This window comes from Sphingomonas immobilis (assembly GCF_030580995.1).
Classification (GTDB): Bacteria; Pseudomonadota; Alphaproteobacteria; order Sphingomonadales; family Sphingomonadaceae; genus Sphingomonas; species Sphingomonas immobilis.
The window spans coordinates 68,949-94,721 of record NZ_JAUQSZ010000001.1; the positions used below are offsets into that span (position 1 = coordinate 68,949).

At 67.0% G+C, this 25,773-nt stretch carries 19 protein-coding genes; 12 read left to right on the plus strand and 7 right to left on the minus strand.

The genetic code is table 11. The features are described 5' to 3' along the window. Positions 1 to 146 precede the first annotated feature (146 nt). The 4 genes from Q5H94_RS00305 (at position 147) to Q5H94_RS00320 (ending at position 6,681) form a co-directional block, all read left to right on the plus strand. Complete coding sequence (locus Q5H94_RS00305) at positions 147 to 1,511, plus strand: MATE family efflux transporter (protein WP_304558964.1); 1,365 nt, start codon at positions 147 to 149, stop codon at positions 1,509 to 1,511. 73 nt (positions 1,512 to 1,584) lie between these two features. Then, positions 1,585 to 3,132, plus strand: a complete 1,548-nt coding sequence (locus tag Q5H94_RS00310; RefSeq protein WP_304558966.1) for an alkaline phosphatase D family protein — start codon at positions 1,585 to 1,587, stop codon at positions 3,130 to 3,132. Between the two features lie 145 nt (positions 3,133 to 3,277). Further along, positions 3,278 to 5,845, plus strand: a complete 2,568-nt coding sequence (locus Q5H94_RS00315) for a TonB-dependent receptor (protein WP_304558967.1) — start codon at positions 3,278 to 3,280, stop codon at positions 5,843 to 5,845. Then, positions 5,845 to 6,681 carry a hypothetical protein gene (locus tag Q5H94_RS00320; RefSeq protein WP_304558968.1) on the plus strand — a complete coding sequence of 279 codons (837 nt, stop codon included), beginning with the start codon at positions 5,845 to 5,847 and terminating at the stop codon, positions 6,679 to 6,681. Before Q5H94_RS00315 ends, Q5H94_RS00320 begins: the two co-directional genes overlap by 1 nt. On the opposite strand, the gene Q5H94_RS00325 is transcribed toward Q5H94_RS00320, so the two are convergent. From Q5H94_RS00325 to Q5H94_RS00335, 3 genes are all read right to left on the minus strand, one after another. Continuing rightward, the gene (locus Q5H94_RS00325) at positions 6,678 to 7,694 is read right to left on the minus strand and encodes a glycoside hydrolase family 43 protein (protein ID WP_431312123.1); all 1,017 of its coding nucleotides are present in this window, start codon (positions 7,692 to 7,694) and stop codon (positions 6,678 to 6,680) included. The genes Q5H94_RS00320 and Q5H94_RS00325 overlap by 4 nt on opposite strands. 10 nt (positions 7,695 to 7,704) lie before the next feature. Then, a complete protein-coding gene (locus Q5H94_RS00330; protein ID WP_304558970.1) occupies positions 7,705 to 8,736 on the minus strand; it encodes a glycoside hydrolase family protein in 1,032 nt (343 codons plus the stop codon). A 65-nt stretch (positions 8,737 to 8,801) separates the two neighbouring features. Next, positions 8,802 to 9,746 carry a Gfo/Idh/MocA family protein gene (locus tag Q5H94_RS00335; protein ID WP_304558971.1) on the minus strand — a complete coding sequence of 315 codons (945 nt, stop codon included), beginning with the start codon at positions 9,744 to 9,746 and terminating at the stop codon, positions 8,802 to 8,804. Positions 9,747 to 9,903: 157 nt separating this feature from the next. Between Q5H94_RS00335 and Q5H94_RS00340 the strand changes: the two genes are divergently transcribed. The 5 genes from Q5H94_RS00340 (at position 9,904) to Q5H94_RS00360 (ending at position 17,804) form a co-directional block, all read left to right on the plus strand. Continuing rightward, positions 9,904 to 11,694 (plus strand): IlvD/Edd family dehydratase, encoded by a 1,791-nt coding sequence (locus tag Q5H94_RS00340; RefSeq protein ID WP_304558973.1) that lies wholly within the window; start codon positions 9,904 to 9,906, stop codon positions 11,692 to 11,694. Continuing rightward, positions 11,691 to 12,554, plus strand: a complete 864-nt coding sequence (locus Q5H94_RS00345; RefSeq protein ID WP_304558975.1) for an SMP-30/gluconolactonase/LRE family protein — start codon at positions 11,691 to 11,693, stop codon at positions 12,552 to 12,554. Before Q5H94_RS00340 ends, Q5H94_RS00345 begins: the two co-directional genes overlap by 4 nt. Continuing rightward, on the plus strand, positions 12,551 to 13,699 hold the full coding sequence (locus Q5H94_RS00350; protein ID WP_304558977.1) for an aldose epimerase family protein: 1,149 nt from the start codon (positions 12,551 to 12,553) through the stop codon (positions 13,697 to 13,699). The genes Q5H94_RS00345 and Q5H94_RS00350 overlap by 4 nt, the downstream gene beginning before the upstream one ends. Before the next feature lie 19 nt (positions 13,700 to 13,718). After that, complete coding sequence (locus Q5H94_RS00355) at positions 13,719 to 14,855, plus strand: glycoside hydrolase 5 family protein (RefSeq protein WP_304558979.1); 1,137 nt, start codon at positions 13,719 to 13,721, stop codon at positions 14,853 to 14,855. A gap of 150 nt (positions 14,856 to 15,005) precedes the next feature. Then, positions 15,006 to 17,804, plus strand: coding sequence for a TonB-dependent receptor (locus Q5H94_RS00360; protein ID WP_304558980.1), 2,799 nt, complete (start codon positions 15,006 to 15,008; stop codon positions 17,802 to 17,804). Positions 17,805 to 17,862: 58 nt separating this feature from the next. On the opposite strand, the gene Q5H94_RS00365 is transcribed toward Q5H94_RS00360, so the two are convergent. Further along, a complete protein-coding gene (locus Q5H94_RS00365) occupies positions 17,863 to 18,585 on the minus strand; it encodes a FadR/GntR family transcriptional regulator (protein WP_304558981.1) in 723 nt (240 codons plus the stop codon). Between the two features lie 107 nt (positions 18,586 to 18,692). Between Q5H94_RS00365 and Q5H94_RS00370 the strand changes: the two genes are divergently transcribed. From Q5H94_RS00370 to Q5H94_RS00380, 3 genes are read left to right on the plus strand one after another with little or no spacing between them, the layout of a single operon-like run. Next, positions 18,693 to 20,270: a sodium/sugar symporter gene (locus Q5H94_RS00370; RefSeq protein ID WP_304558982.1), complete on the plus strand. Its 1,578-nt coding sequence runs from the start codon at positions 18,693 to 18,695 to the stop codon at positions 20,268 to 20,270. Continuing rightward, positions 20,261 to 21,148: a 2-dehydro-3-deoxygalactonokinase gene (locus Q5H94_RS00375; protein ID WP_304558984.1), complete on the plus strand. Its 888-nt coding sequence runs from the start codon at positions 20,261 to 20,263 to the stop codon at positions 21,146 to 21,148. The genes Q5H94_RS00370 and Q5H94_RS00375 overlap by 10 nt, the downstream gene beginning before the upstream one ends. Further along, a complete protein-coding gene (locus Q5H94_RS00380) occupies positions 21,138 to 21,764 on the plus strand; it encodes a 2-dehydro-3-deoxy-6-phosphogalactonate aldolase (protein ID WP_304558985.1) in 627 nt (208 codons plus the stop codon). The genes Q5H94_RS00375 and Q5H94_RS00380 overlap by 11 nt, the downstream gene beginning before the upstream one ends. Before the next feature lie 66 nt (positions 21,765 to 21,830). Here the strand turns inward: Q5H94_RS00380 and Q5H94_RS00385 are convergent, their stop codons facing one another. Genes Q5H94_RS00385 through Q5H94_RS00395 form a run of 3 tightly spaced genes read right to left on the minus strand, consistent with a single transcriptional unit; the run spans position 21,831 to position 25,767 of the window. Then, positions 21,831 to 22,931 carry a CaiB/BaiF CoA transferase family protein gene (locus Q5H94_RS00385; RefSeq protein ID WP_304558986.1) on the minus strand — a complete coding sequence of 367 codons (1,101 nt, stop codon included), beginning with the start codon at positions 22,929 to 22,931 and terminating at the stop codon, positions 21,831 to 21,833. Continuing rightward, positions 22,928 to 24,160 (minus strand): spinster family MFS transporter, encoded by a 1,233-nt coding sequence (locus Q5H94_RS00390; RefSeq protein WP_304558988.1) that lies wholly within the window; start codon positions 24,158 to 24,160, stop codon positions 22,928 to 22,930. Before Q5H94_RS00390 ends, Q5H94_RS00385 begins: the two co-directional genes overlap by 4 nt. A gap of 41 nt (positions 24,161 to 24,201) precedes the next feature. Then, entirely contained in the window at positions 24,202 to 25,767 is a 1,566-nt protein-coding gene (locus tag Q5H94_RS00395; protein WP_304558989.1) for an AMP-binding protein, read from the minus strand. Between the last annotated feature and the right edge of the window lie 6 nt (positions 25,768 to 25,773).

Consider the following 25,773-nt stretch of genomic DNA (forward strand, 5'->3'; position numbering starts at 1 on the left):
AGATATGGATCCCGGACTGCAAGGCTTTCCAGCCAAAAACCTGACGGTTTTTGGGGAAAGCCTAACATCCGGGATGACGAAGAAGAGAGTCGAACGGGCCGCAACTTGCCCTTGCCGTGAACCGTCCTCCCGTCCATCGGCGGGCGATGGGGCGCGAAACACAGCATTGGTGGTGGCCGGAGGTGCGCGCGATGGTCGCGCTCGCCTATCCGCTCGTGCTGACCAACCTCGCGCAGGCGCTGATCGCGACGACAGACGTGGTGCTGCTCGGCTGGGCGGGGGCGGACAAGCTCGCGGCGGCGGCGCTGGGCGTCAACCTGTTCACCGCCTGCGTGTTCTTCGGCACCGGCCTCGTCACCGCCGCCGCGCCGATGATCGCCCGCGCGCTCGGCGAGCGCAGCCACGCGGTGCGCGACGTGCAGCGCACCGTGCGGCAGTCGCTGTGGGTCGCGGCGACGCTGTGCGTGCCGATGTGGCTGCTGCTGTGGCAGGCCGAGCCGATCCTGCTGCTGTTCGGGCAGGAGCCGGCACTGGCGCATGCGGCGGTGCGGCTGGTGCATCCGATGATGTTCGGGCTGCTGCCGCTGCTCGGCTATTACGTGCTGCGCTCGTTCGTGTCGGCGCTGGAGCGGCCGGTCTGGGCGTTCGTCGTCGGGGTGATTGCGGTGCTGCTCAATGCGGTGCTCAATTTCGGTCTCATCTTCGGGCATTTCGGGCTGCCCGCGCTCGGGCTGTTCGGGGCGGGGCTGGGGAGTGCGCTGTCGAACCTGTTCATGTTCGTGGGGATGGCCGTCGTCGTGACGCGGCACCGCCGCTTCCGCCGTTACCGGCTGTTCGGAAACTGGTGGCGGAGCGACTGGCAGCGCTATGCGGCGATCTGGCGGCTGGGCCTGCCGATCGCGGTGACGATCGGGCTGGAGGTGACGATCTTCAACTGCGCGGTGTTCCTGATGGGGCTGCTCGGCGCGGCGGAGCTGGCGGCGCATGCGGTGGCGATCCAGCTTGCGGCCTTGTGCTTCATGATCCCGCTCGGCCTCGCGCAGGCGGCGACGGTGCGCGTCGGCCTCGCCTACGGGCGCGGCGATGCGGCGGGGGTGTCGCACGCCGGGCGCGCGGCGCTGGGCATCACGATGGCGGTGATGGCCTGCACCGCGACGATCCTGACCCTGTTCCGGCACCAGTTGGTCGCGCTGTTCCTCGCCAGCACCACGCCGGCGGAGGCGCATGTCGTGGCGCTGGCGCTGTCGTTCCTGGTGGTGGCGGCGCTGTTCCAGTTCTTCGACGGCGCGCAGGCGGTCGGCGCGGGGATGCTGCGCGGGCTGCACGATACGTTCGTGCCGATGCTGCTCGCGCTGGTGGGCTATTGGGTGGTCGGGCTCGGCACGGCGGTGGTGCTGGCGTTCTGGCTGCACTGGGGCGGCGTGGGCGTGTGGATCGGGCTTGCCGCCGGGCTGGGCACGGTGGCGGTGCTGATGGTGGCACGCTGGGGGATGCGGACGCGCCTGTCGTAATCCCGCCGTCACGGAGCCGACACGAAGCGGTGGCTATGGTTGCCCGGACGGTCCCGATCGAAGGCGAGAGACGATGATACTGACACGGCGGGAAGCGATTGCGGGCGGCGTCGTGCTGGTCGGCTTGACGGCCGCGCGGGCGAGCGGGGCGGGGCGCGACCCGTTCAGCCTCGGCGTCGCATCGGGCGATCCCTGGCCGGACGGCATGGTGCTGTGGACCCGCCTCGCGCCCGAGCCGCTGTCGCCCGACGGCGGCATGCCCGCGCGGGCGGTGCCGGTGCGGTGGGAGATTTCCGAGAGCGAGCATTTCGCGCCGGTCCGCAGCGGCACGGCGATGGCCGAGCCCGCCTGGGGCCATTCGGTGCATGTCGAGCTGACCGGGCTGCGGCCGGGGCGCCCCTATTGGTATCGCTTCATCGCCGACGGCGTGGTGAGCCCGGTCGGCCGCACCCGTACCGCGCCAGCATCCGGCACCAGCCCCGAACGGCTGCGGCTGTGCTTCGGATCGTGCCAGAAATACGAGGCTGGATATTATGCGGCGTGGCGGCACGCGGCGGCGGAGGATCCCGATCTGATCGTCTTTCTCGGCGATTATATCTACGAGGGCGATCCGACCGACAAGGGCGTGCGCAAGCACCTGAACGCGAAGCCGCGCGATCTTGCCGGCTACCGCGTGCGCTATGCGACGTACAAGCTCGACCCGTGGCTGCAGGCGGCGCATGCGGCGGCGCCGTGGGTGTCGACCTGGGACGATCACGAGGTCGAGAACAATTACACCGGCGATTTCAGCGAGCATAACGACGACCGCGCGGTTTTCCTGAAGCTGCGCGCGGCGGCCTACAAGGCCTATTACGAGCATATGCCGGTGCGCCGCGCGGCGCGGCCGGTCGGATCGCACGCCCGGCTCTATCGCACGATCGGCTGGGGCGATCTCGCGCAGTTGCAGGTGATCGACGACCGCCAGTATCGCACCAGCCCGCCGTGCCAGGCACCGGGCGCGACCGCACGGCATCTCGCGGTGCCCGATGCCGCGCCCGATTGCCCGGAGCGCAATCTCGCCAGCCGCTCGATGCTCGGGTGGCAGCAGGAGGACTGGCTGGCCGGGCGGTTGCGGACGACGCGGGCGCGGTGGAATTTCCTCACGCAGCAGACGCTGATGCTGCCGCTGCTGCGCAGCCCCGACGACAAGCCGGACCTGCCGCTGACGCTCTACAATACCGATCGCTGGGACGGATTCCCGGCGACGCGCGCGCGCATCTTGCGCCATATGCGTGACGCCAGGACGCCCAACCCGGTGATCCTGTCGGGCGACATCCACGCCTTCGTCGCGGGCGACCATGCCGATCCCGACCGGCCGGAGCGCATCGTCGCGTCGGAATTCGTCGGCGGATCGATCACCTCGCTCAACCACGCGCCCTATCCGCAGAGCCCGAGCGCGATCAATCCGGGCTTCCGCTATTCGAACATCGAACAGCGCGGATACGGCCGCATCGACCTGACGCGCGACCGGTGCGAGGTGACGTACCGGGGGCTGGCGGATGCGCGCGACGAACGATCGAGCATCGCCGATATCGGGCGCTTCGTGGTGGAGGCGGGCAAGGCCGGACTGGTGACGGCGTGACCCGCGCCGTCATCGACCTGTAGCCGCCACGTCACCTGCCGGTCACGAAATAGCGTCAGGGAGCCCTTCGCGAAGGAACACGAGGAAGCGGGCTCGCAAAAGCGGCGGCCCTCGTGATTTCGCTTCGCCACACAGGGGGCATCGCATGATTCGGACTCGGTTTTTCGCGCGCGCCGGCGTTTCGCTCGTGGCGCTGGGTGTGGCGGCTGCGGCACAGGCACAGGACGCGCCGGATGCGGCCGAGGTCGTCGTCACCGGCCAGCGCGCCAGCCAGATCAAGTCGATCGATGCGAAGCGCGACGCGATCGGCGTGGTCGACGTCTCCGCATCCGACGACATCGGCCGCCTGCCGGACCGCAACGTTGCCGAGGTGGTCGAGCATCTCGCCGGTGTCGGCGTCACCTACGATCAGGGCGAGGGCCGCTATGTCGCGATCCGCGGCGTGCCCTCCGCACTCAACGGCTACACGTTCGACGGCATGCAGATCGGCAATACCGACGGCACGACGCGCGCGCTGCCGCTCGACATCATCTCCGGCCAGTTGCTCGCCCGCGTCGAGGTGGCCAAGGTCAAGACCGCCGACATGGACGGGCAGGGCATCGGCGGTAACATCAACCTCGTCACGATGACGGCGTTCGATTTCCCCAAGGCGTTCAACGTCTCGGGCCGGTTCCAGGCGGGCTATCAGGAGCTCAACAAGAAGGTGCCGATCCAGGGCGACCTGTCGGTGGCGGCGCGCTTCGGCCCGGACCAGCAGTTCGGCATCGTGCTCGGCGGCAGCTATTCGGACCGCGATTTCTATTCGCAAGGCTTCTACCCCGACAACTGGCGCCCCGACGCCCGCTTCGCGCGCGGCGGCGTGCCCGACAACATCAAATACACGCAGTACAGCCTGCGCCGCCAGCGGCAGGGCTATACCGGATCGTTCGATTGGAAGGCGAGCGACCGCCAGACCTTCTTCGTGCGCGGCATCTATTCGAAGTTCACCGAGGACGAGATCCGCCCGCGCTACCGCCTCGATTTCGCGACGGCGGCGATCGTGAACAACGCCGCCAACGGCTTCGTCATCAACCCCGACGGCCTGACCGGCAGCGTCAACAGCGGCACGCAGCGCCGCGAGGATCTGCGGCTCGACTACAAGTCGAAGTGGTTCTCGACCGGCATCGTCGGCGGCGAGACCGATTTCGATGCGGTGAAGCTGAATTACCAGGGCAGCTACAGCCACAACGAGCTGCTCGATACATTCCCGATCTGGCAATATCGCTGCAATCCGGGGAAGGTGAACTTCGATTTCACCGACAAGGTCTATTCGGCCGCGCCGGTGACGGAATGCACCGCCAACCAGCTTTCGTTCAATTCCTACACCGCCTCGCGCCAGGTCGCGAAGCAGGACATCTGGCAGGGCAAGATCGACGGCACCTACGCGCTGGGCGACCGCGGCTTCATCAAGATCGGCGCGAAATACCAGACGACGGACCAGGGCTTCGACGCCAGCAACCCGACCTGGGGCGTGGGATCGACCGCGTGGAGCGCGGGCAGCGCGGGCGTGTCCGCGCCGGGCGTGTGCGTCTATCCGAACAGCAACAACACCGGCCAATGCTATTTCAACAGCCCGTCGCTCGATCCGGCGGCGAGCCTGGCCTTCACCGCCGCCAACCTCAACAACCCGGCGTTCTTCAAGCTCAACACCGCGACGACGCTGCTCAACGAGACGCTGTCGGATTTCAGCCTGAACGAGAAGATCTACGCCGGCTATGCGATGGCGAACGTGAAGTTCGGGGTGGTGACGATCACGCCGGGCCTCCGCTACGAACATACCGACACGCGCGTCACCGGCTTCGCGCTGCAGAACGGGACGACGGTGGTGCCGCAGTCGGGCAGGGGCAGCTACGACGATTTCCTGCCGTCGTTGATCGTGCGGATCGAGCCGTCGTCGCAGACCGTGTTCCGGCTCGCCTATTCGCGCAGCGTCGGCCGGCCCGAATATGCCAGCCTCAATCCCGGCGGATCGGTCGACACGATCAACCTCGCCGCGTCGTTCGGCAACCCGAACCTGAAGCCGTACCGCGCCGACAATCTCGATGCGACGGCCGAATGGTATTTCGCCAAGGGCGGCCTGCTGTCGATCGGCGTGTTCGGGAAGTTCATCCGCAACCCGATCTTCACGCGCACGACGGTTGTGACCAACTACAGCTACGGCGGCACGGTCTATCCGACCTTCAACCTGGCGCAGCCGTTCAACGCCGACAAGGGCGACATCGTCGGCATCGAGGCGCAGTACCAGCAGCTCTTCACGTTCCTGCCGGGCTTCTGGTCGGGCTTCGGCATCCAGCTGACGGGCACGCTGACCGACTCGTCGCTGCGGCTGCCGAGCGGGCGGACCTCGACCTTCCCGTATCAGTCGCGCTACCTCTACGGGGCCGAGCTGTTCTATCAGAAGGGCCCGGTCGAGGCGTCGATCGCCTATCACAATACCGGCAAGGCGCTGCTCGCGGTGGGCGATCCGGCCTATAACGACCAGTATAACGACGATCTCCGCCGCCTCGACGCCAAGGCGAGCTTCGGCATCCTGAAGGAGGTGCGCATCTTCTTCGAGGCGCAGAACCTGACCGACGAGCCGACGCGCCAGTATCAGGGTGGCAACACCAACTGGCTCATTCAGAACGAACGCTACGGCCGCACCTTCTACGCGGGCGTATCGGCGAAATTCTGATGCGGATGTGGCTCCTCGCAGGCGTGCTGGCCACCGTGGCGGCGTCCGCGCAGGAGCCGGCCGCGGCGCCGCTGCCGGCGGTGCCGCAGCTCGCGCCCGCCACCGTCGTCGCGCGCTGGACGGCGGAGGAGGCGCGGCAGGGCGTCGCGGTCGACGCGCGCTATTTCTATCCGATGAGCAACAACCGCATCGGCAAGTACGACAAGGCGACGGGCAAGCGGGTGGCGCAGTGGGAGGGGCCGCGCGCGCTCTATCCGCACATGAATTCGTGCATCGTCGTGGCCCGCGAGCTGGTCTGCGCCGCCTCCAACTATCCGCGCGTGCCGATGGCGAGCGCGGTCGAGATCTTCGACACCGCCACGCTGAAGCACCTGCGCAGCGTCGCGCTGCCGCCGCTGCCGGGATCGCTGACCTGGATCGAGCGGCGCGGCAACGACTGGTGGGCGGGCCTCGCCAATTATCCGGCCGATCATGGTGGGGAGGCCGGGCATGACCATCGCTGGACCACGCTGGTGCGGCTGGATGCCGAATTTCGCCCGACTGGATCGTGGCACTTCCCCGACAGCGTGCTCGCGCAGTTTGCGCCGATGAGCAATTCGGGTGGATCGTGGGGCGACGACGGGCTGCTCTACGTCACCGGCCATGACCGGCCCGAGCTCTACGCGCTGCGCCTGCCCGAGGCGGGGACAGTGCTGGAGCATGTCGCGACGATCCCGCTGCCGACGGGGGGACAGGCGTTCGCGTGGGACCGCGCGCGGCCGCGCATCCTGTGGTCGCTCGACCGGCAGACGCGCAACGTCGTGGAAAGCCGCATCCCGCCGGTCGCGGTCCGCTAGCGCGCGGGCGGACGCAGCGCCGTTCGCGTTCCCGCCGGTTTCGCGAATACCGGCAGGCCGCGCGCCGACCACGTCACTTTCTGGATGCGCGGCGAGCGTTTGGCGGTGCATTTCATGTCCGGCCCCGGATTGGCGTGATAGACGATCCAGGTCTCCTGCCCGCCCGGCGAGGTGAAGAAGCCGTTGTGGCCGGGCGCGTAGACGCCCTGTTCGGGCGCTTTGGCGAGGACCGGGCGGGGTGCCTTCGTCCAGGCCTTTGGATCGAGCGGATCGCTGCCCGGCCTCGCGTGCAGGAGGCCGATGGCGTAATCGTCCGACCAGCAGGCGCTGGCGGAATAGCTGAGGAAGAGATCGCCCCGGGGCCCGGCGAGAAACTCTGGCCCTTCGAGGATCTGGCGGCCGCCGCGACGCTCCCAGTCGCGGTCGGGCCGCGCGAGGATGACTTCGCGGCCGGTGAGGGTCCACGGGTTCGCCATCTCGGCAATGGCGAGGTCGCTGTCCGGGCCGACATAGGGCGAATAGACGAAATAGCGTTTGCCGCGATGTTCGAACGTGGTGCCGTCGATGCCGGTATGCGCGGTGTTGAGCCGCCCGCGATCGACCCATGTGCCGATTGTGGGATCGTCGTTCGTGTTCTCCAGCACGAAGATGCCGCGGTGCGCATCGTCGTCGTGGCCGCTCTCGGCGGCGGTGTAATAGATGTACCAGGCGTCGCCGATGCGGTGGAGCTCGGGCGCCCAGATCGATTGCGCGTTGGGACCGGTGGCGGGCGGGGTCCACACGGTGATCTCGGGCGCTTCGGACAGCCGCGCGAGATCCTTCGTCTTGCGGATCGCGAGCCGGTCGCCGAGCGTGTTCATGTAGAAATAGGTGTCGCCCGAGCGCGCGATCCACGGATCGGGCCCGGACGGCAGCAGCGGGTTGGTGAAGGTCGTTGTCGGAACGTCGGCGACCGCCGCCGACGCTCCGAGGACGACGGCAAGCGCCAGGGCGAGCCGGGAGATCATAGCCATTCGCCCCACGTCACTTGTCGGGATAGGCGGCGACGATCGCGTCGTATTGCGCGCGCGTGATGCCGATCATCGATCCGTGGCGGAGCCCCTCGGGCATTTCGTAGCGGTTCCATTCGGGCACGCCGCTGTTGCCCGATACCTGGAACCACGGCCCCTCCAGCTTGGGCGCCATCGACAGGCCGTAGCTCGTGCCGGCATATTGCTCGTAATAAAGCATCCAGTCCTTGTCGTCGGGCGAGCGGATGATCGTCGGCGCTTCGCGGAAATTGGGGCTGAGCGACGGTCCGGGCTGCGGATAGGGGCCCAGCAGCCTGGCGGCGCAGCTGATCCGCACCGTCTTGCCCGTCGTCCAGGCGTAGGACGGGTAGCGTTCGTCCTTGATGATCGCGCAATAGCCGCCCTTGGGGTTGGGCTGGATGATGGTGTCGATCGTCGCCATGTTCCAGGCGAAGAGGCGCTTCGGCGGCGCGACGAAGGTCTTGAGATCCTTCGACTGGACGTAGAGCGTGCGCTGGCTGCCCCAATAGCGTTCGGGATCCTCCTTCGATCCCTCGAGGCTCGGCGTGTGCCAGGTGAGGAGGAACTGGCCCGAGGGCTTGTCGAAGAACAGCTTCGGCGCGCCGATCCGCTGAAGCGGGTTCGGATAGCCCGGCACCGCCTTCAGATCGGGCTGATAGGTGCCGTAGGGCGTCCAGCGCACGAGATCGTCCGACACCCAGAAGCGGATCAGCGGATCGTCGTCGCCCTTGTTGCCCACCAGATAGTAGCGTCCGTCGCCGCCGCGCGCGACCGAGGCATGGCCGTGGTAATCGTCCGACACCGGCTTGCCGCCGTTGACCTGCCGCCAGTGCAGCCCGTCGAGGCTGACGGTGTAATAGAGGACGCCGTAATGGCCCTTCATCATGTGCAGGAAGAGATAGGCCTTGGCCGGGTTCACATAGGGCGTGACCGGGCCGCCGGGCGCGACCTGCGCCGATGATGCGGTGCCGAGCGCCAGCCCGATCGCCGCGCCTATGCCCAAGATCGATCGAACCAATGCCATCATCCGCCTCCTCTTATCGTTAGATCATACAAATACGATAAAATCGGCGAAGTCTAGTGAGTCGATCAGAAATCGAACGGTGCGACACGCTCCTGCCGGGATACGAGGAAGGCATCGGCGACGAGTTGTAGCGGGCGCAGATCTACGTCGCTTCGGCCGCCTCGGATGAGCGTGGCGAAGCGGCGATAGAGGCGTGGGTATTCGCCAGCATCGGGGCCGGTCGCCTGTTCGGCCCCGTCGACGAACAGGCGCTTGCCGCCTTCGGTCAGCACCAGCGTGCCGGCGTCGGTCTCGACCTCGATGTTCCAGCTTTGCTGGCCGGTTTGCAGGAAATCGAGATCGAGCGAGACCGGCGCGCCGCCGGGCAATCGCATCGCGATCCGCGCGGCGATGGGGGAGGCGCGGTTCTCGGGCACCGCGATCGTGCCGCCATCGACGCACAGGTCGAGCGGCAGGATCGCCGTCGCGATCGACAGCGCGTTGATGCCGGGATCGAACACGCCGAAGCCGCCGGCTTCGAGGATCCAGTCCTGTCCGGGATGCCAGACGCGGATGTCCTCGCGCCAGGTGATCGCGGCGCGGCGGATGGTGCGATCCGCCAACCATGCGCGGGCGGCATCGACACCGGCGGCCTCGCGCGAGTGCCAGCTTGCGAACAGGGTCAGGCCGGCCGCCTCTGCGTGATGCCGTAGCGGTGCGATCTCGGCGACGGTGGCGCCGGGGGGCTTCTCGATCATGACGTGCTTTCCCGCCGCCAGCGCCGCGCGCACCATGCGGTCGCGACCGTGCGGCGGGGTGCAGATCGACACCGCGTCGATTGTCGGGCCGTCAGCCAGCATCGCCTCGATCGTCGGGAAGTTCGCGCAGCCGTCGACCGTGGCGTGGCGGCTGGCGGCGGCGACCAGCGTGAAATCGGGCGATGCCGCGATCGAGGGCAGGTGTTGATCGCGGGCGATCTTGCCGATGCCGACGATGCCGAGGCGCAGGGGCGTTTCGGGAGATTGGGGCACGGCGGCATCCTCGATTTTCGTTTATCTGATAAATAAGCTTTCTATCGATTGGTCGCTGCGCTATCAACCGCGAAAGCTCGGCCGACGGTTCGGCACGCAGGCAGATGGAGGGGTTCATGGTCGCGCACAGCATCCACACGGCGCGGGGCGTCGCATAGTGGCCGATCAGAAACGGAATTTGCGGTCGCGCGCCTGGTTCGACAATCCCGAGAATCCCGACATGACCGCGCTCTATATCGAGCGCTATCTGAATTACGGCCTCAGCCTGGAGGAGCTCCAGTCGGACCGGCCGATCATCGGCATCGCGCAATCGGGATCGGACCTCGTGCCGTGCAACCGCCATCACCTCGTGCTTGCCGAGCGCGTGCGCGACGGAATCCGCGAGGCGGGCGGCATCCCGATCGAATTTCCGACGCATCCGTTGCAGGAAACCGGCAAGCGCCCGACCGCCGGGCTCGACCGCAACCTCGCGTATCTCAGCCTCGTCGAGGTGCTGTTCGGCTATCCGCTCGACGGCGTGGTGCTCACGATCGGCTGCGACAAGACCACGCCCGCCGCGCTGATGGCGGCGGCGACCGTCAACATCCCGGCGATCGCGCTGTCGGTCGGGCCGATGCTCAACGGCTGGCACAAGGGCGAGCGGACGGGTTCGGGCACGATCGTGTGGAAAGCGCGCGAGATGCTCGCCGCCGGGGAGATCGACTATAAGGGCTTCATCGAGCTGGTCGCCTCGTCGGCGCCGTCGACCGGTTTCTGCAACACGATGGGCACCGCGACGACGATGAACTCGCTGACCGAGGCGCTCGGCATGTCGCTGCCGGGTTCGGCGGCGATCCCGGCACCGTACCGCGACCGGCAGCAATGCGCGTGGGAAACGGGCCGCCGCATCGTCGAGATGGTGCGCGCCGACCGCAAGCCCTCCGACATCCTGACGCGCTCTGCCTTCCTTAACGCGATCAAGGTCAATTCAGCGATCGGCGGATCGACCAATGCGCCGATCCACCTCAACGCGATCGCGCGGCATATCGGCGTCGAGCTGACGCTGGCGGACTGGGAAGAGACCGGCGCGGACGTGCCGCTGATCGTCAACCTGCAGCCCGCCGGCACCTATCTCGGCGAGGACTACTACCGCGCGGGCGGCGTGCCCGCGGTGATGGGCATGTTGCTGGAGGCGGGGCAGATCGACGGCTCCGCGATCACCTGCAACGGCCGCACGGTCGCCGACAACGTCGGCGGCAAGGCGACCGAGGATGCCGACGTGATCCGCCCGCTCGCCGATCCGCTGAAACATGCGGCGGGCCTGTCGGTGTTCAGCGGCAATCTGTTCGGCGGGGCGGTGATGAAGCTGAGCGTCATCTCCGACGAATTCCGTGACCGCTATCTGCGCAATCCGAACGATCCCGATGCGTTCGAGGGCAAGGTGGTCGTGTTCGACGGCCCCGAGGATTATCACCGCCGCATCGACGACGCCGCGCTCGGCATCGACGAGAATACCGTGCTGATCATGCGCGGGGCGGGGCCGGTCGGCTATCCCGGCGGCGCGGAGGTGGTGAACATGCGCCCGCCGACCGCGCTGATCCGCGCGGGCGTCCATGCGCTGCCGTGCATCGGCGACGGGCGGCAATCGGGCACGTCCGGCTCGCCCTCGATCCTGAACGCGGCGCCCGAGGCGGCGGTCGGCGGCGGGCTAGCGGTCGCGCGCACCGGCGACCGTATCCGCATCGACCTCAACACGCGCCGCGTCGACCTGTTGGTGTCCGACGAGGAGATGGCAAACCGTCAGGCCGAACTCGCGGCGGTCGAGCAGACGCTCGCGCCGCCGTCGCAGACGCCGTGGCAGGAAATCCAGCGCGGCATCGTCGGCCAGTTCGATACCGGCGCCGTGCTGGAGCCTGCGGTCAAATATCAGCGGATCGCCCAGCGGGGACTGCCGCGGGACAGCCATTGACGCCGCCGCGCGCCATTCCGCGCGAACGACGCGACGTGCTTGGCGAAGGACTGTTGTGGTCGGCGCGCGAGAATGCGGTCTATTGGACCGACATCCTGGGCCGGCGCGTCAACCGGCTGCGGCTGGCGGACGGGCGGGTCGATAGCTGGGAGGTGCCCGGCACGATCGGCTGGGTGATCGAGCGTGCGGACGCGCCGGGCTTCGTCGCCGGGCTCGATCGCCGCGTCGTCGCGCTCACGCTCGATCCGCTGACGATCGAGACGATCGCCGACCCCGATCGCGACGGCAACCGCATGAACGACGCCAAGGCCGATGCCGCCGGTCGCATCTGGTTCGGCACGATGGCGCTCGACGGCGCGCGGCCGAGCGGGGCGTTCTACCGGCTCGATCGCGACGGCGGCGTCGCGCGGGTCGACGCGGGCTATCGCATCGCCAACGGCCCCGCGATTGCCGAGGATGGCCGCACGGTCTTCCACACCGACAGCGGCGAACGCATCGTCTATCGCTTCGCGGTGGCGGCGGACGGCAGCCTCGGCGCGCGCGAGGTGTTCATCCGTTTCGAGGACGGTTGGGGCGACCCGGACGGGATGACGCTCGACGCCGAAGGGGGCCTGTGGATCGCGTGCTGGGGCGCGGGCTGCGTCACGCGCTTCACGCCCGAGGGCGCGCGCGACCGATCGATCGCGCTGCCGGCCTCGCAGATCAGCAATTGCATCTTCGCGGGCGAGGCGCTCGACCGGATGTTCGTGACATCGGCATCGGACGGTGTCGACGAGCCCGAGGCGGGCGCGCTGTTCGAGATCGATCCCGGCTGCACCGGCACGCCGACCCACCTATCGCGAATGAGGAGAGCAGGATGACACGAGCAAACGGCCTTGCGCTGGCAGGCAGCGCGCTGGCCCTGATGCTGGCGGCCCCCGCCGTCGCGGGCGAGGCGAAGCAGGCGACGTTCGGCACGCTGCCCGACGGCCGTGCGGTGGCGGCGGTGACGCTGACCAACGGCCACGGCGTTTCCGCGCGGATCATCGCGCTGGGTGCTGCGATCCAGTCGATGATGCTGCCGGGCCGGGACGGCAAGGCCGTCGATATCGCGGTCGGTTACGACACGCTCGACGGTTATGCGACCAAGCCCGAGTTCTTCGGGGCGACGGTCGGCCGCGTCGCCAATCGCATCGCCAAGGGACGCTACACGTTCGACGGCCGTGCCTATGAGACGCCGGTCAACAACGGCCCCAATTCGCTGCACGGCGGCACCAAGGGCTTCGACAAGGTGCTGTGGGAGGTGGTCGAGACCAAGAGCGGCCCGACCGCGTCGGTGACGCTGCGCTACGTCAGCCCGGACGGCGACATGGGCTATCCGGGGACGCTGACGACGTTCGCGACCTATGCGCTCAACGAGAAGAACGAACTGTCGATCGAATACCGTGCGACCACCGACAAGCCGACGCTCGTCAACATATCGAACCATGCCTATTGGAACCTCGGCGGGCCCGGCTTCGCGGGCGGCGCGATGGGGCATGTCGTCACCATCCCGGCGGATCGCTACACCCCGACCGACGCCACCGCGATCCCGACCGGCGCGCTGCCGAGCGTGGCGGGCACGGTGTTCGACTTCCGTACCCCCCATGCTGTCGGCGCGCGGGTGCGCGACGGGCGCGACATGCAGATCGTCTATGGCCGCGGGTACGATCACAATTGGGTGATCGGCACCGCCGTGACCGCGCAGACGCATCTGATGGCCAAGGTGACCGAGCCGGTATCCGGCCGGGGGTTCGAGCTATGGTCGAACCAGCCGGGTCTGCAATTCTATTCGGGCAATTTCTTCGACGGCACCGTCGTCGGCAAGGGCGGGCAGATCTACCGCATGGGCGACGCGATCGTGATGGAGCCGCAGCTTTTCCCCGATGCGCCGAACCAGCCGAAATTCCCCTCGGCGCGGCTCGATCCCGGCCAGACCTATCGCAACGTGATCGTCTACAAATTCACCACCGGCGCGAAGCGCTAAGGCTTCCGGGAGAGAAAACATGAAGACATTCAGCACCTTGCTGCTCGGCACGGCGATGATCGCGACGCTGGCCGGCACCCCCGCCGAAGCGCGCGACCGCTGGACGGCCAAGCAGGCGAACGCCTGGTACGGGCGGCAGCCGTGGCTGGTCGGATCGAATTACGCGCCGGCCTCCGCCATCAACCAGCTCGAGATGTGGCAGGCCGCGACCTGGAACCCGGCGCAGATCGATCATGAGCTGGGGCTGGCCGAGGGCATCGGCATGAACACGATGCGCGTGTTCCTGCACGATCAATTGTGGGAGCAAGACCCGGAGGGCTTCAAGCAACGGATGGACCAGTTCCTGACGATCGCGGCGAAGCACAAGATCAAGCCGCTGTTCGTCCTGTTCGACAGTTGCTGGGATCCGAACCCGGTGCTCGGGCCGCAGCACCCGCCGATTCCGGGCGTCCACAATTCGGGCTGGGTGCAGTCGCCGGGCCTGCCGGGGCTGCGCGACAAGGCGCGCTATCCCAAGTACCGCGCCTATGTCGAAGGCGTGATCGGCGCGTTCGCCAAGGACGACCGGATCATGGGCTGGGATCTGTGGAACGAGCCCGACAACCCCGCCGACCAGTATAAGGACCAGGACGGCAAGGAGCCGCTGGTCCGCGCGCTGCTGGCGCAGGTGTTCGAATGGGCGCGCGCCGCCGATCCGTCGCAGCCGCTGACCAGCGGCGTGTGGTGGCACGACGACTGGGCGACGCCGGGCAAGCTGACGCCGATGGAGAAGCTGCAGCTCAGCCAGTCGGACGTGATCTCGTTCCACGATTACGGCTGGCCCGAGCAGTTCGAGGGGCGCGTGAAGCAGCTCCAGGGCTATGGCCGCCCGATCCTGTGCACCGAATTCATGGCGCGCGGCAACGGATCGACCTTCGACGGATCGCTGCCGATCGGCAAGAAATACAATGTCGCGATGATCAACTGGGGCTTCGTCGACGGCAAGACGCAGACGCGGCTGCCGTGGGACAGCTGGAAGAAGCCCTATGTGGTCGATGAGCCGACGCTCTGGTTCCACGAGGTGTTCCGCGCCGACGGCACGCCGTACCGCCCGGCGGAGGCGGCGCTGATCCGGCGGCTGTCGGCCGCGCCGAAATCGGTGGTGCCGCTGCAATAGGGGACGACTGGCGGTGCCGATGGTTCGCGCCGGCATCGCTCCATCATTTCACGTGGTCTGACAAATAATACTTGTCGTATACCAACCGGCGCTGTAGGCAGCGTGATCAGTCGAATGGAAAAGTCGGCGCGATCTTTCAGGAGGGGTTGAATGGTTTCGAAATTCGCAGTGCTGTCGTCGGTGTCGCTGGTCGCCATGCTGATCGGTGCGACGCCCGCTTGCGCCGCTGCCGATCCGGCACCCGCCGCGCAAGATCAGGCCCAGGCTCCCGCCACATCCGCCGTCGAGGAAAGTGCGCCCGAGGATGTCGTCGTCACGGGCTTCCGCGCCTCGCTCGCCAAGGCGGCCGACATCAAGCGCAACTCGCTGAACGTGGTCGATTCGATCGTCGCCGACGATATCGGCAAGCTCCCCGATCGCACCGTCGCCGCTGCGCTGCAGCGCGTGCCGGGCGTGCAGGTGACGGTGGGTGACAATAACGAGATCGTCGGCCCGATCGTGCGCGGCCTGCCCGACATTCTCACCACGCTCGACGGGCGCGAGATCTTCACCGGCACCGGCCGCGGCTTCGCCTATCAGGATCTGCCGGCCGAGGCGCTGGCGGGGGCGGACGTCTACAAATCGACGTCGGCCGAACTGATCGAAGGCGGCGTCGCCGGCGTCATCAACCTGCGCCTGCACAAGCCGTTCGATTTCAAGGGCTTCACGCTCGCCGCCAACGGCCGTGCGATCTACACCGCCAACACCCAGGAAGTGAACCCGGTGCTCGGCCTGCTCGTGTCGGACCGCTTTGATACGGGCATCGGCGAGATCGGCATCCTCGGCGACATCTCCTACGCCCGCAACCGCTTCGACCGGCCGGTCGCGTTCAACTGCGACTTCCGCAGCGGCACGCAGGGCCCCCCGGGTGCGGCCGGCGTGATCGCGCCGACCTGCGTCGGCGGCGTCAGCCAGGAAGGCACGTACGAGCGCAAGCAGGGCAACCTCGCGCTGCAGTGGAAGGCGGCGCCGGGCCTCGAGATCTACGCCAACGGACTCTACACCGAATATGTCAGCCGCTGGGCGAGCAACTTCCTGATCGACGACGTCTTCGGCGGCACGTCGTTCAGCAACGTGACCAAGACCAGCCAGTGCCAGGATTATAACGTCGGCTCTGACGGTTTTTATCAGGAGCCGGGGAAATTCAGGCCCGACGGCACACCGATCCCGTCGTTCCGGCAGAACCTCTGCACGGCATCGGGCTTCACATCGAACAACCACGGTGGCTTCACCAGCACGCAGGCGCATTTCGACCGCACGCAGGTCTATATCATCTCGGGCGGCGCGAAGTGGACGTCAGGCGCGCTCGATCTGGCGGCGGACGTTTCGTACCAGCATTCGCGTGTGCGCAACCAGAACTTCATTCTGGATATCTTCAAGGCCGGCAACGGCATCACGACCAACGTGCAGACAAACGTCAACGGCGGCACGAATTTCGTCGATACCGCCAACGGCCTGGGGGATCCCGCCAACTTCGCGCTGTCGCCGCTCAACCAGGACAATATCCGCGACATCGGCAAGGAGTTCGCGGCGAAGGTCGATGGCACCTACCGGGTCGGCACGATCCTCGACAATATCCAGTTCGGCCTGCGCTATGCCGATCACAGCGCGACGCACCAGCAGTCGCTCGGCGGCGTCAATCCTGACGGCGTGCGCGGCACGCTGATTTCCAATGTCTCGTTCCTTCCCGCAGATTTTCTGGTCCATTCGTCGGGCATTCCGAGCGTGAACGGTAATTTCGGCGTGATCGTGCCGAACCAGGATCAATTGCGTGATCCCGCCATCCAGGACCAGTTGCGCAAGCTGTACGGTTTGTCGGCCGGTTGGCCGGAATTCACGCCCGACCGCGCCTTCGCTGCGGGTGAGAAAACCTATTCGGGGTATCTGCAGGCGGGTTACAAAATCCCGTTCGGTGGTTCGATCGAACTCGACGGTCAGATCGGCGGGCGCTTCACGCACACCGAGCGCACCATCAGCGGCGCGGCATACGTTACCCCGGCACCCACGACCGCAGTGCCCAATCCAGCGGCGGTGCTCACGCCGTTCGGCGCCAAAACGACCGATGACAACTTCCTGCCCAACGCGAGCGCCCGCCTCAAGTTCGGCGGCGGCCTGCAGGCGCGCTTCACCTATGCGCGCGCGATCGCCCGGCCGAGCTTCGGTGATCTCAACCCCGGTCTCAGCTATCTGATCTCGACAAACAGTCTGATCCTGCCGGCGGGATCGGGCGGCAACCCCAATCTGCGCCCGCAGAAGTCCGACTCGTTCGACGCCACGCTGGAATATTACTTCTCGCGCAACGGCTTCATCGCGATCGGCGGCTATTACAAGGACATCAAGGACCGCGTGATCAGCCAGAGCCAGGTCGAGACGATCAACGGCTTCGACTATAACATCACGCGCCCGCGCAACGTCGGCGCGGTGACGCTCAAGGGCATCGAGGTGAGCGCGCAGACGTTCTTCGATTTCCTGCCCGGCGCGTGGAGCGGGTTCGGCGTGTTCGGCAACTTCACGCTTGCCGACAGCAAGGTGAACACGGTTGGCGATCCGCTGTTCGGCCAGTCCATCCAGGGCGTGTCGAAGTACAATTACAACATCGGCGGCCTGTACGACAAGAACGGCCTGACCGGCCGCGTCGTCTACACCTATCGCTCGGGCTATTATGACGAGAATTACGGCGGCACCAACGTGCGGCCGGTCGGTCAGACGCTGATCCTCAACCAGGTGCGCCCGAACGGACGCCTCGACGCCAGCATCGGCTACGAGTTCCAGAAGGGCGTGACGATCTCGATCGACGGCACCAACCTGACGCACGCGAAGTACAAGAGCTACTACGGCGACTCCGCGCTGCCGCGCGACACCCGCTTCGACGATTCGTCCTACTCGATCGGCGTGGCGATGCGCTTCTGACGCTTCCTCCTCCCGGAAGCCTTTCGCGGACGTGGCCTTTCCCGGCCACGTCCGTTTTTTATTCGCTGGCGCTGGACTTCACGATCAGCTCCATCACCTCGTCGATGATGTTCATCATCGCCGTGCGCGCCGCCTCCGGGTCGCGTGCTTCGATGGCGTGCATCACGGCTTCATGCGCGGCGAGATCGGCAGTGCGGCCCTGGATGCGGTTGGTGAAGCGGATCGAGGTGCGCAGCGCCGTCGCCACCACGTCGCAGAATTGCGCGAAGAACGGGTTGGTCGAGGCGCGCAGGATCGCGACGTGAAAGGCGATGTCGGCCTCCAGCGTATCGTCGCCGCCGTTATCGGCCACCTGCATACGGCCGAAACCGGCGCGGATCAGCGCGAGCCCCTGTTCGTCGGCGAAGCGCGCCGCGAGCGATGCGGCAGCGGGCTCAATCGCGACACGCAACTGGTTGAACTCGCGCAGCAACTCGATCGAGAATTTGCGGTCGAGCAGCCAGCGAAGCACGTCGGGATCGAACAGGTTCCACGTGCTGTCGGGCTGGACGATCGTGCCCTGCCGCGGCCGCGCGCTGAGCAGGCCCTTGGTCGTCAGCATCTTGACCGCCTCGCGCGTGACCGAGCGGCTGACGCCGTGCTGTTTCGACAGTTCGGCCTCGGTCGGGAAGGGGCGGTCGGCATAGCCGCCGGTGACGATCGTCTTGCCGAGATGATCGAGCAATCCGTAGGTCAGGTTCCGGCCCAGCGAGACCCTGATTTCGCTCGGATCGGTAGACATCGCTTGCACTCCCCGCGGATAAACTGGTAGGTCTAATAGATCATATAAATAGGCAAGTCGCTAGGTCTGTCCTAGCGCTCAAGCCTTGCATGGGGAAGGGTCCATCGATGCAGCTCGCCACAATCGATATCGTCGTGGTCGCGACGTATTTCGTCTGCATTTTCGGGCTCGCGCAATATGTCTCGCGCGACCGGGTGGGCGCTGGCCCGAAGAACACCACCGACTATTTCCTCGCCTCGAAGAACCTGCCCTGGTGGGCGATCGGCGCGTCGCTGATCGCGGCGAACATCTCGGCGGAACAGATCGTCGGCATGTCGGGCTCGGGCTATGCCATCGGCCTCGCGATCGCGTCGTACGAATGGATGGCGGCGCTGACGCTGCTGCTGGTCGGCAAATATTTCCTGCCGATCTTCCTGAAGAACGAAATCTACACGATGCCGCAGTTCCTGGAGCGGCGGTACGGGCCGTCGATCCGCACGCTGATGGCGGTGTTCTGGCTGGCGCTGTACGTCTTCGTGAACCTGACCTCGATCATCTGGCTCGGCTCGATCGCGGTGACGAAGGTCGCCGGGATCAACCAGGATCTCGCGCTGGTACTGCTCGGCGCGTTCGCCTTGCTCTACCAGATTCGCGGCGGGCTGAAGGCGGTCGCGCTGACCGACATCGTGCAGGTGACGTTGCTGGTGCTGGGCGGGCTCATCATCGCCGCGCTGACGCTCGGGAAACTCGGCGAGGGCGCCGGGCTGGTCGCCGGCTTCCACCGCCTGACGGCGGCGATTCCCGACCATTTCCACATGATCCTGAAGCCGGGCGATCCGCATTACATGGATCTGCCGGGCCTTTCGGTGCTGATCGGCGGCATGTGGATCGCGAACCTCAGCTATTGGGGGTTCAACCAGTATATCATCCAGCGCGCGCTGGCGGCCAAGAGCGTCGGGGAGGCGCAGAAGGGTATCATCTTCGCGGCCTTCCTGAAGCTGCTGATGCCGCTCGTCATCGTCCTGCCGGGGATCGCGGCGGTGGTGCTCGCGCCCGATCTCGCCAAGCCCGACGAGGCCTATCCGACGATGATGCGGCTGTTGCCGAGCGGGCTGCTCGGCCTCGTCTTCGCGGCGCTGATCGCGGCGATCGTCGCGTCGACCGCCTCCAAGATCAATTCGATCGCGACGATCTTCACGCTCGATCTCTATGCGAAACGTCGCGGCGGTGAGGACGGCGCGGCTCGCGAAAAACATCTGGTCTTCGTCGGCCGGGCTGCCGCCGTCGTCGCGATCCTGCTCGCGATCGTGACCGCGCGGCCGCTCGTCGGCAGTTCGGAACAGGCGTTCCAGTTCATTCAGGAATTCACCGGCTTCTTCACGCCCGGCATCACCGTGATCTTCCTGCTCGGCCTGTTCTGGAAACGCGCGAACGAGGCGGGCGCGCTGACGGCGGCGGCGGCCTCGGTGATCCTGTCCTGGGCGTTCAAGGCGTGGTTGCCGACGATCCCGTTCATGAACCGCATGGGCCTGGTGTTCCTGATCGCGCTCGCGCTGGCGGTGATCGTCTCGCTGGTGACGCGCTCGCGCGCCGATACCGATACGATCGATACCAGATCGGTCAGCTACGCCACCGATAGCACTTTCAACGTCGGCGCCGTCGCCGTGGTCCTGATCCTCATCGCGCTGTACGTGACATGGTGGTGAGCGCAGCTGCCTTCATCGTCGTCGACTGGGGCACGACCAACCGCCGCGCCTACGCGATCGGCCACGACGGCGGCGTGATCGAGACGGTGCGCGACGCGAACGGCGTGCTGAGCGTTGCGCGTGATGCCTATGCCGGCGAAGTGGCGGCGATGCGCGCGCGGCTGGGCGACGTGCCGGTGCTGTGCGCGGGCATGGTCGGCTCGACGCGCGGCTGGGCCGAGGTGCCCTATGTGCCCTGCCCGGCGGGCATCGACGATCTGGTCGCGAAGACGCTGTGGGTCGAACCGGGCCGCACCGCGATCGTGCCGGGTGTCTCCGCCGGGGGCGCGCGCTCCGACGTGATGCGCGGCGAGGAGGTGCAGTTGCTCGGCGCGGTCGCGGCTGGCCTGGCGCCGCCCGACGCGCTGCTCTGCCAGCCGGGCACGCATTGCAAATGGGCGCGGATGGAGGGCGGCCGCATCGCCGATTTCCGCACGACCATGACCGGCGAGGTCTTTGCGCTGCTGCGCCACCACAGCCTGCTGGGAGATTTCCTGAAGGGGGATGTCGTCGACGGGCCGGCGTTCCGCGACGGCGTGGCGATGGCGGGCGAGAACACCCTGCTCTCGGATCTGTTCGGGGAGCGCGCGGCCGTGCTGACGGGGCGGCGCGACGCGGCCGACGTCGCCTCGCGCGTGAGTGGCCTGCTGATCGGCAGCGACGTGCGCGAACAGGCGCTGCGGCCGGGCGAGCCGGTCCACATCCTCGCCGACCCGGCGCTGGGGCAACTCTATGCAAGCGCCGTCGCGGCGATGGCCGCACAGCCCATCGTCATCGACAGTCACGCCGCCTTCCTGGCCGGCATCACCGCAATCTGGGACAAGATCCATGACCGCTGAAACCCGCTTCACCGATGCGTTCGCGCGCTGCCCGCTCGTCGCCATCCTGCGCGGGGTGAAACCCGACGAGGCGGAGGCCATTGCGGAGGCGGTGATCGCGGGCGGCATCCATATCATCGAGGTGCCGCTCAATTCGCCCGATCCTTTCGACAGCATCGAACGGCTGGTGGGCCGCTTCGGCGGCGACGCGCTGATCGGCGCGGGCACGGTCCTGTCGGCAGCCGATGCGCGCCGCGTCGCGGAAACGGGCGCGCAGCTCGTCATTTCCCCCAATGTCGACGTCGAGGTGATCGGTGAGACGGCGCGGCTCGGCCTCGTCTCGTTGCCCGGCTATTTCACCCCGAGCGAGGCGTTCGCCGCGATCAAGGCTGGCGCGCACGCGCTGAAGCTGTTTCCGGCGGAGGCCGCTTCGCCCAAAATCCTGAAGGCGCAGCGCGCGGTCATCCCACGCTCGGTGCCGATCCTCGCCGTGGGCGGCGTCACGCCCGAGACGATGGCGGACTGGCGCGGCGCGTGCGAGGGCTTCGGCCTCGGCTCCGCGCTCTACAGTGCGGGTATGGACGCCGCGGAAACCGGACGGCGCGCGCAAGCCTTCGTATCGGCGCTGACCGCCTGAGCAAACGCAATCTCGCCTCGGCAGGTTTGCCGGGCGATGGAGATGACCGATCTTTTGGCTGACGGCTTAAAGATCGCGCAAAACGCCCCACTCACGGAGCCGGGCGAGGCCGCCCTCACCGGGCTGCGGCGCTGACGAACCGACGCGGCCCGGCGTGCGGGAAAAGCGGGGCGCGGGCGCGGGCTGGGTGACGCCCTCGACCTCTGTGTACGTCTGGCGCGCGGCCAGGTGCGGGTGCTGCGCCGCATCCGCTAGAGCTAATACTGGTTGCACGCACGCATCGCTCCTTTCCAGCAGCGCAGCCCATTCGTCGCGTGTCCGGCGACGAAAGGCTGCGTCGAGCGCGGCGATCTCTTCCGCCCAGCCCGCGGTCTCTCCGGGTTCGCGGTCGCGTACGTCGAGGCCGACACCGACACTTTCGAGCAGCAGCGCGTGGAACTGCGGCTCCAGCGCGCCGACCGCGATATATTCGCCGTCGGCACATTCATAGCAGCGGTAGTTGGGTGCACCTCCCGCCAGCCCGAGGCGCCCGCGCTCGGTCGATCCGGGAAAGCTCGCGGCGAGACTGTGCAGGATCGCCGTCAGCGACGCGACGCCGTCGACGATCGCCGCGTCGATCACCTGCCCACGACCGGACCGGTCGCGCTCGTAAAGGGCGGCGACCACGCCGAGCGCCAGGTAGAGCGCGCCGCCGCCAAAATCCCCTACCAGGTTGAGCGGGGGAGGGGGGGGCGTGCCAGGATTGCCCAAGGCGTGCAAAGCGCCCGTCAGCGCGATGTAATTGATATCGTGTCCGGCGGCGTTTGCGAGCGGTCCGGTCTGCCCCCAGCCAGTGACACGGCCATAAACGAGGCGCGGGTTTCGGGCCAAGGCGACTTCGGGGCCAAGGCCGAGCCGTTCCATCACGCCGGGCCGATAGCCTTCGATCAGGACATCAGCCCGCGCGATCGCGTCGAGCGCGAAGGCAACCGCGTTCGCATCCTTGAGGTCCAGCTCCACGGACACCCGGCCGCGCGACGTGATATCGACCGGCAGGCGCGGATCGCCGCCCGGCCGGTCGATGCGCGTTACCTCGCAACCGAGATCGGAGAGCAGCATCGTCGCGAACGGCCCCGGACCGATGCCGGTAAACTCCAGCACGCGCACGCCGGCAAGCGGCCCGCTCATGCTGCCGCCAGCGCCCTGGCCGCAACGATATCCCCGCCGATCAGTCGCGACGCGCGCCAGAACGACAGACAGGCGAGCCCCATTCCCAGCCCGCAAACCGATAGCGCGATACCCAGTCCGCCGCCCGGCCCGATAGTGATGCGATCGCTTAACATTCCCGCGACGATCGGGCCGAGCACGTTGCCGAGAAGATTGAGCACCAACTGGATCGCGGCGGACGAGAAAGCGCGCATCCTGGGCGCGGCGATCGCCTGCGTCGCGGTATAGCTCAGCGACAGATAGCTGCTGCCGATCAACCATCCCGCCGCCTGGATGACGATCATCAGGCGAAGATCGGGGATCAGCCAGGACGCGCAATAGAGCGGCATCTGGATCGCCGCGCCGATCGCCGGAATCCGCATCAACCAGCGCGGATCCTTCGCCGCGATCCGGCTGGCGAGCAACCCGGCCGAAATGCCCCCGGCTACGCCGCCCGCACCAAGCATGAGACCGAAGGCAAGGCCGGCCTGCCCGATCGAAAGACCATGCGCGCGGATCAGGAAGGCGGGCCCGAACGCAGCGCCCGCCGACGTCGAGAAGGCGCCCAGCGTCGCGCCTGCGCACAGCCAGCGAAACGACGGCTGGCCAGCCAGAATCCTGACCGATGCGGCAAAGCCCGGCCCCGCCACGCCCGCAACCGCGCCGATCCGCTGGGGCTCACGCACGAACGCCATCAGGACGAGCGCCAGCAGCAGTCCGGGAACCGCCGCCATCACGAGCACCTGCCGCCAGGTGAAATTGGTCAACAGGAAGCCGCCGATCGCCATGCCGAACAGAACGCCAAGCGGTATCCCCGCGGTATTGAGAGCCATCGCCAGCGCGCGGCGGCGATCCGGGAAGAGATCGGCGATCATCGAGTGCGACGACGGTGCCGCACCCGCCTCGCCGATCGCGACGCCGGCGCGGGTCGCCATCAGAAACCCGAAGCCGGTGGCAAGCGCGCCAAGCCCCGTAAACAGACTCCACACCGCGAGGCAGGCCGACAGGACCGTCCGCCGCGACGTGCGATCGGCAAGCCGCGCCAGCGGCAGCGCGCCGAGCGCATAGACCAGCGAGAAAGCGAATCCGCCGAGCAGCCCGAGCTGCGTATCGTTCAGACCGAATTCCTTGCGGATCGGTTCCGCCATGATGAACGGCAATTGCCGGTCCATCAGGTTGATGGTGGTGATCAGAACCAACAGCGCCAACACCCCCCACCGGCCCCTCGACGGTATCGTGGTGGTCGTCTCGATCATGCATCAACCGTCGAAAAGCGGCGGCGGAGTTCGTGTTTGGCGAGCTTGCCGGTCGGCAACCGCGGGAGTTCTTCGACGAAGCGGATCGTGCGCGGGCACGCGATGTTGGAGATTGCGGCGCGGCAGTGATCGATAAGGCGACGTTCGAGCGCCGGCCCGGCCTCGACGCCCGGCGCCGGCTGAACGATACCGAGTACACCCTCTCCATATTCAGGATCGGGGATGCCGATCACCGCTGCGTCGGCGACATCCGGGTGGTCGATAAGCCGGTTCTCGGCCGCCTGGGGATAGATATTCACCCCGCCCGATATGATCATGAAATCCTTGCGATCGGTCAGGAACAGATAACCGTCGGCATCGACGTGCCCGATATCGCCAAGCGCGATCCAGGTCGGGTGGCGTGGATGGCGCGACTTCGCCGTCTTTTCGGGATCATTGAGATATTCGAACGGGCGGTCGCTCTCGAAGTAGACGAGGCCATCCTCGCCCGTCGGCACCTCGTCTCCGCTATCGTCGCAAATGTGGAGGATGCCCCAGACCGCGCGTCCGACCGAACCGGGCTTTCGCAGCCATTCCTCAGGCGTGATATAGCATTGTCCTACCGCTTCCGAGCCGCTGTAATATTCGTGAATGATCGGACCGAACCAGTCCATCATCCGGCGCTTTACATCGACCGGGCACGGCGCGGCCGCGTGGACGACCATTTCGAGGGAAGTCACGTCGTAGCGGGCGCGAACCTCGTCGGGCAGCGCCAGCATCCGCACGAACATAGTGGGCACGAACTGAGCCGACTTGACCTTCCATTGGTCGATCGCGCGCAAGGCAGCTTCCGCACCGAACTTGCGCAGCACGACCGCTGTGCCGCCGGCGCGGTGCGTCACGATCATCGAGACAAGCGGTGCGGCGTGATACAGCGGCGCACCGTTGAAGGTGACGAGCGGATCGAACCCCTGCAGCCGGGCGATCGATGCTTGTTCGGTTTGGCCGAGCTGCCCGATCGGACCAGGCGTGAAAGGGAGGATGATCCCTTTGGGTCGACCCGTCGTGCCGCTCGAATAGACGAGGTAATAGCCCGCCGTCTCGTCGTCGATCGGCGTCGCCGGCTGCGCGGCCAGCGCGTCCTGCCAGTTCTGCGCGCCCGCCATCGGTGGCGCGCAGACGTCGAACACCGCGTCGACGCCGAGCTCTCCGCTTGCATGCGCCGCGGCCAGCGCCACCGCGCTGTCGCCGACGTCGCGCCCGGTAACGAGCACGCGGGCGTTGCAATCCTTCAGGATGTACGCGGCCTCTTCGGGCTTGAGATGCGTGGATAGTGGCGCGGTCATCAACCCGGCGCGCTGCGCGCCCCAATAGGCGATCGGGAAATCGGGGCCATTGCGCAGCAACAGCCCGATCCGGTCGCCAGGTCGCAGCCCGAGCGAACGAAACAGCTGTGCCGCCCGGTTCGACGCTTCGTCGAGCGCGCGATAGGTCAACACCGCGCCGGTGTCCGCCACGACGAAGGCGGGCCGGTCGGGGTGGTCTATCGCGTGGCGGTACGGATGCAGCGTTGCGTCGGTCATGCGGTC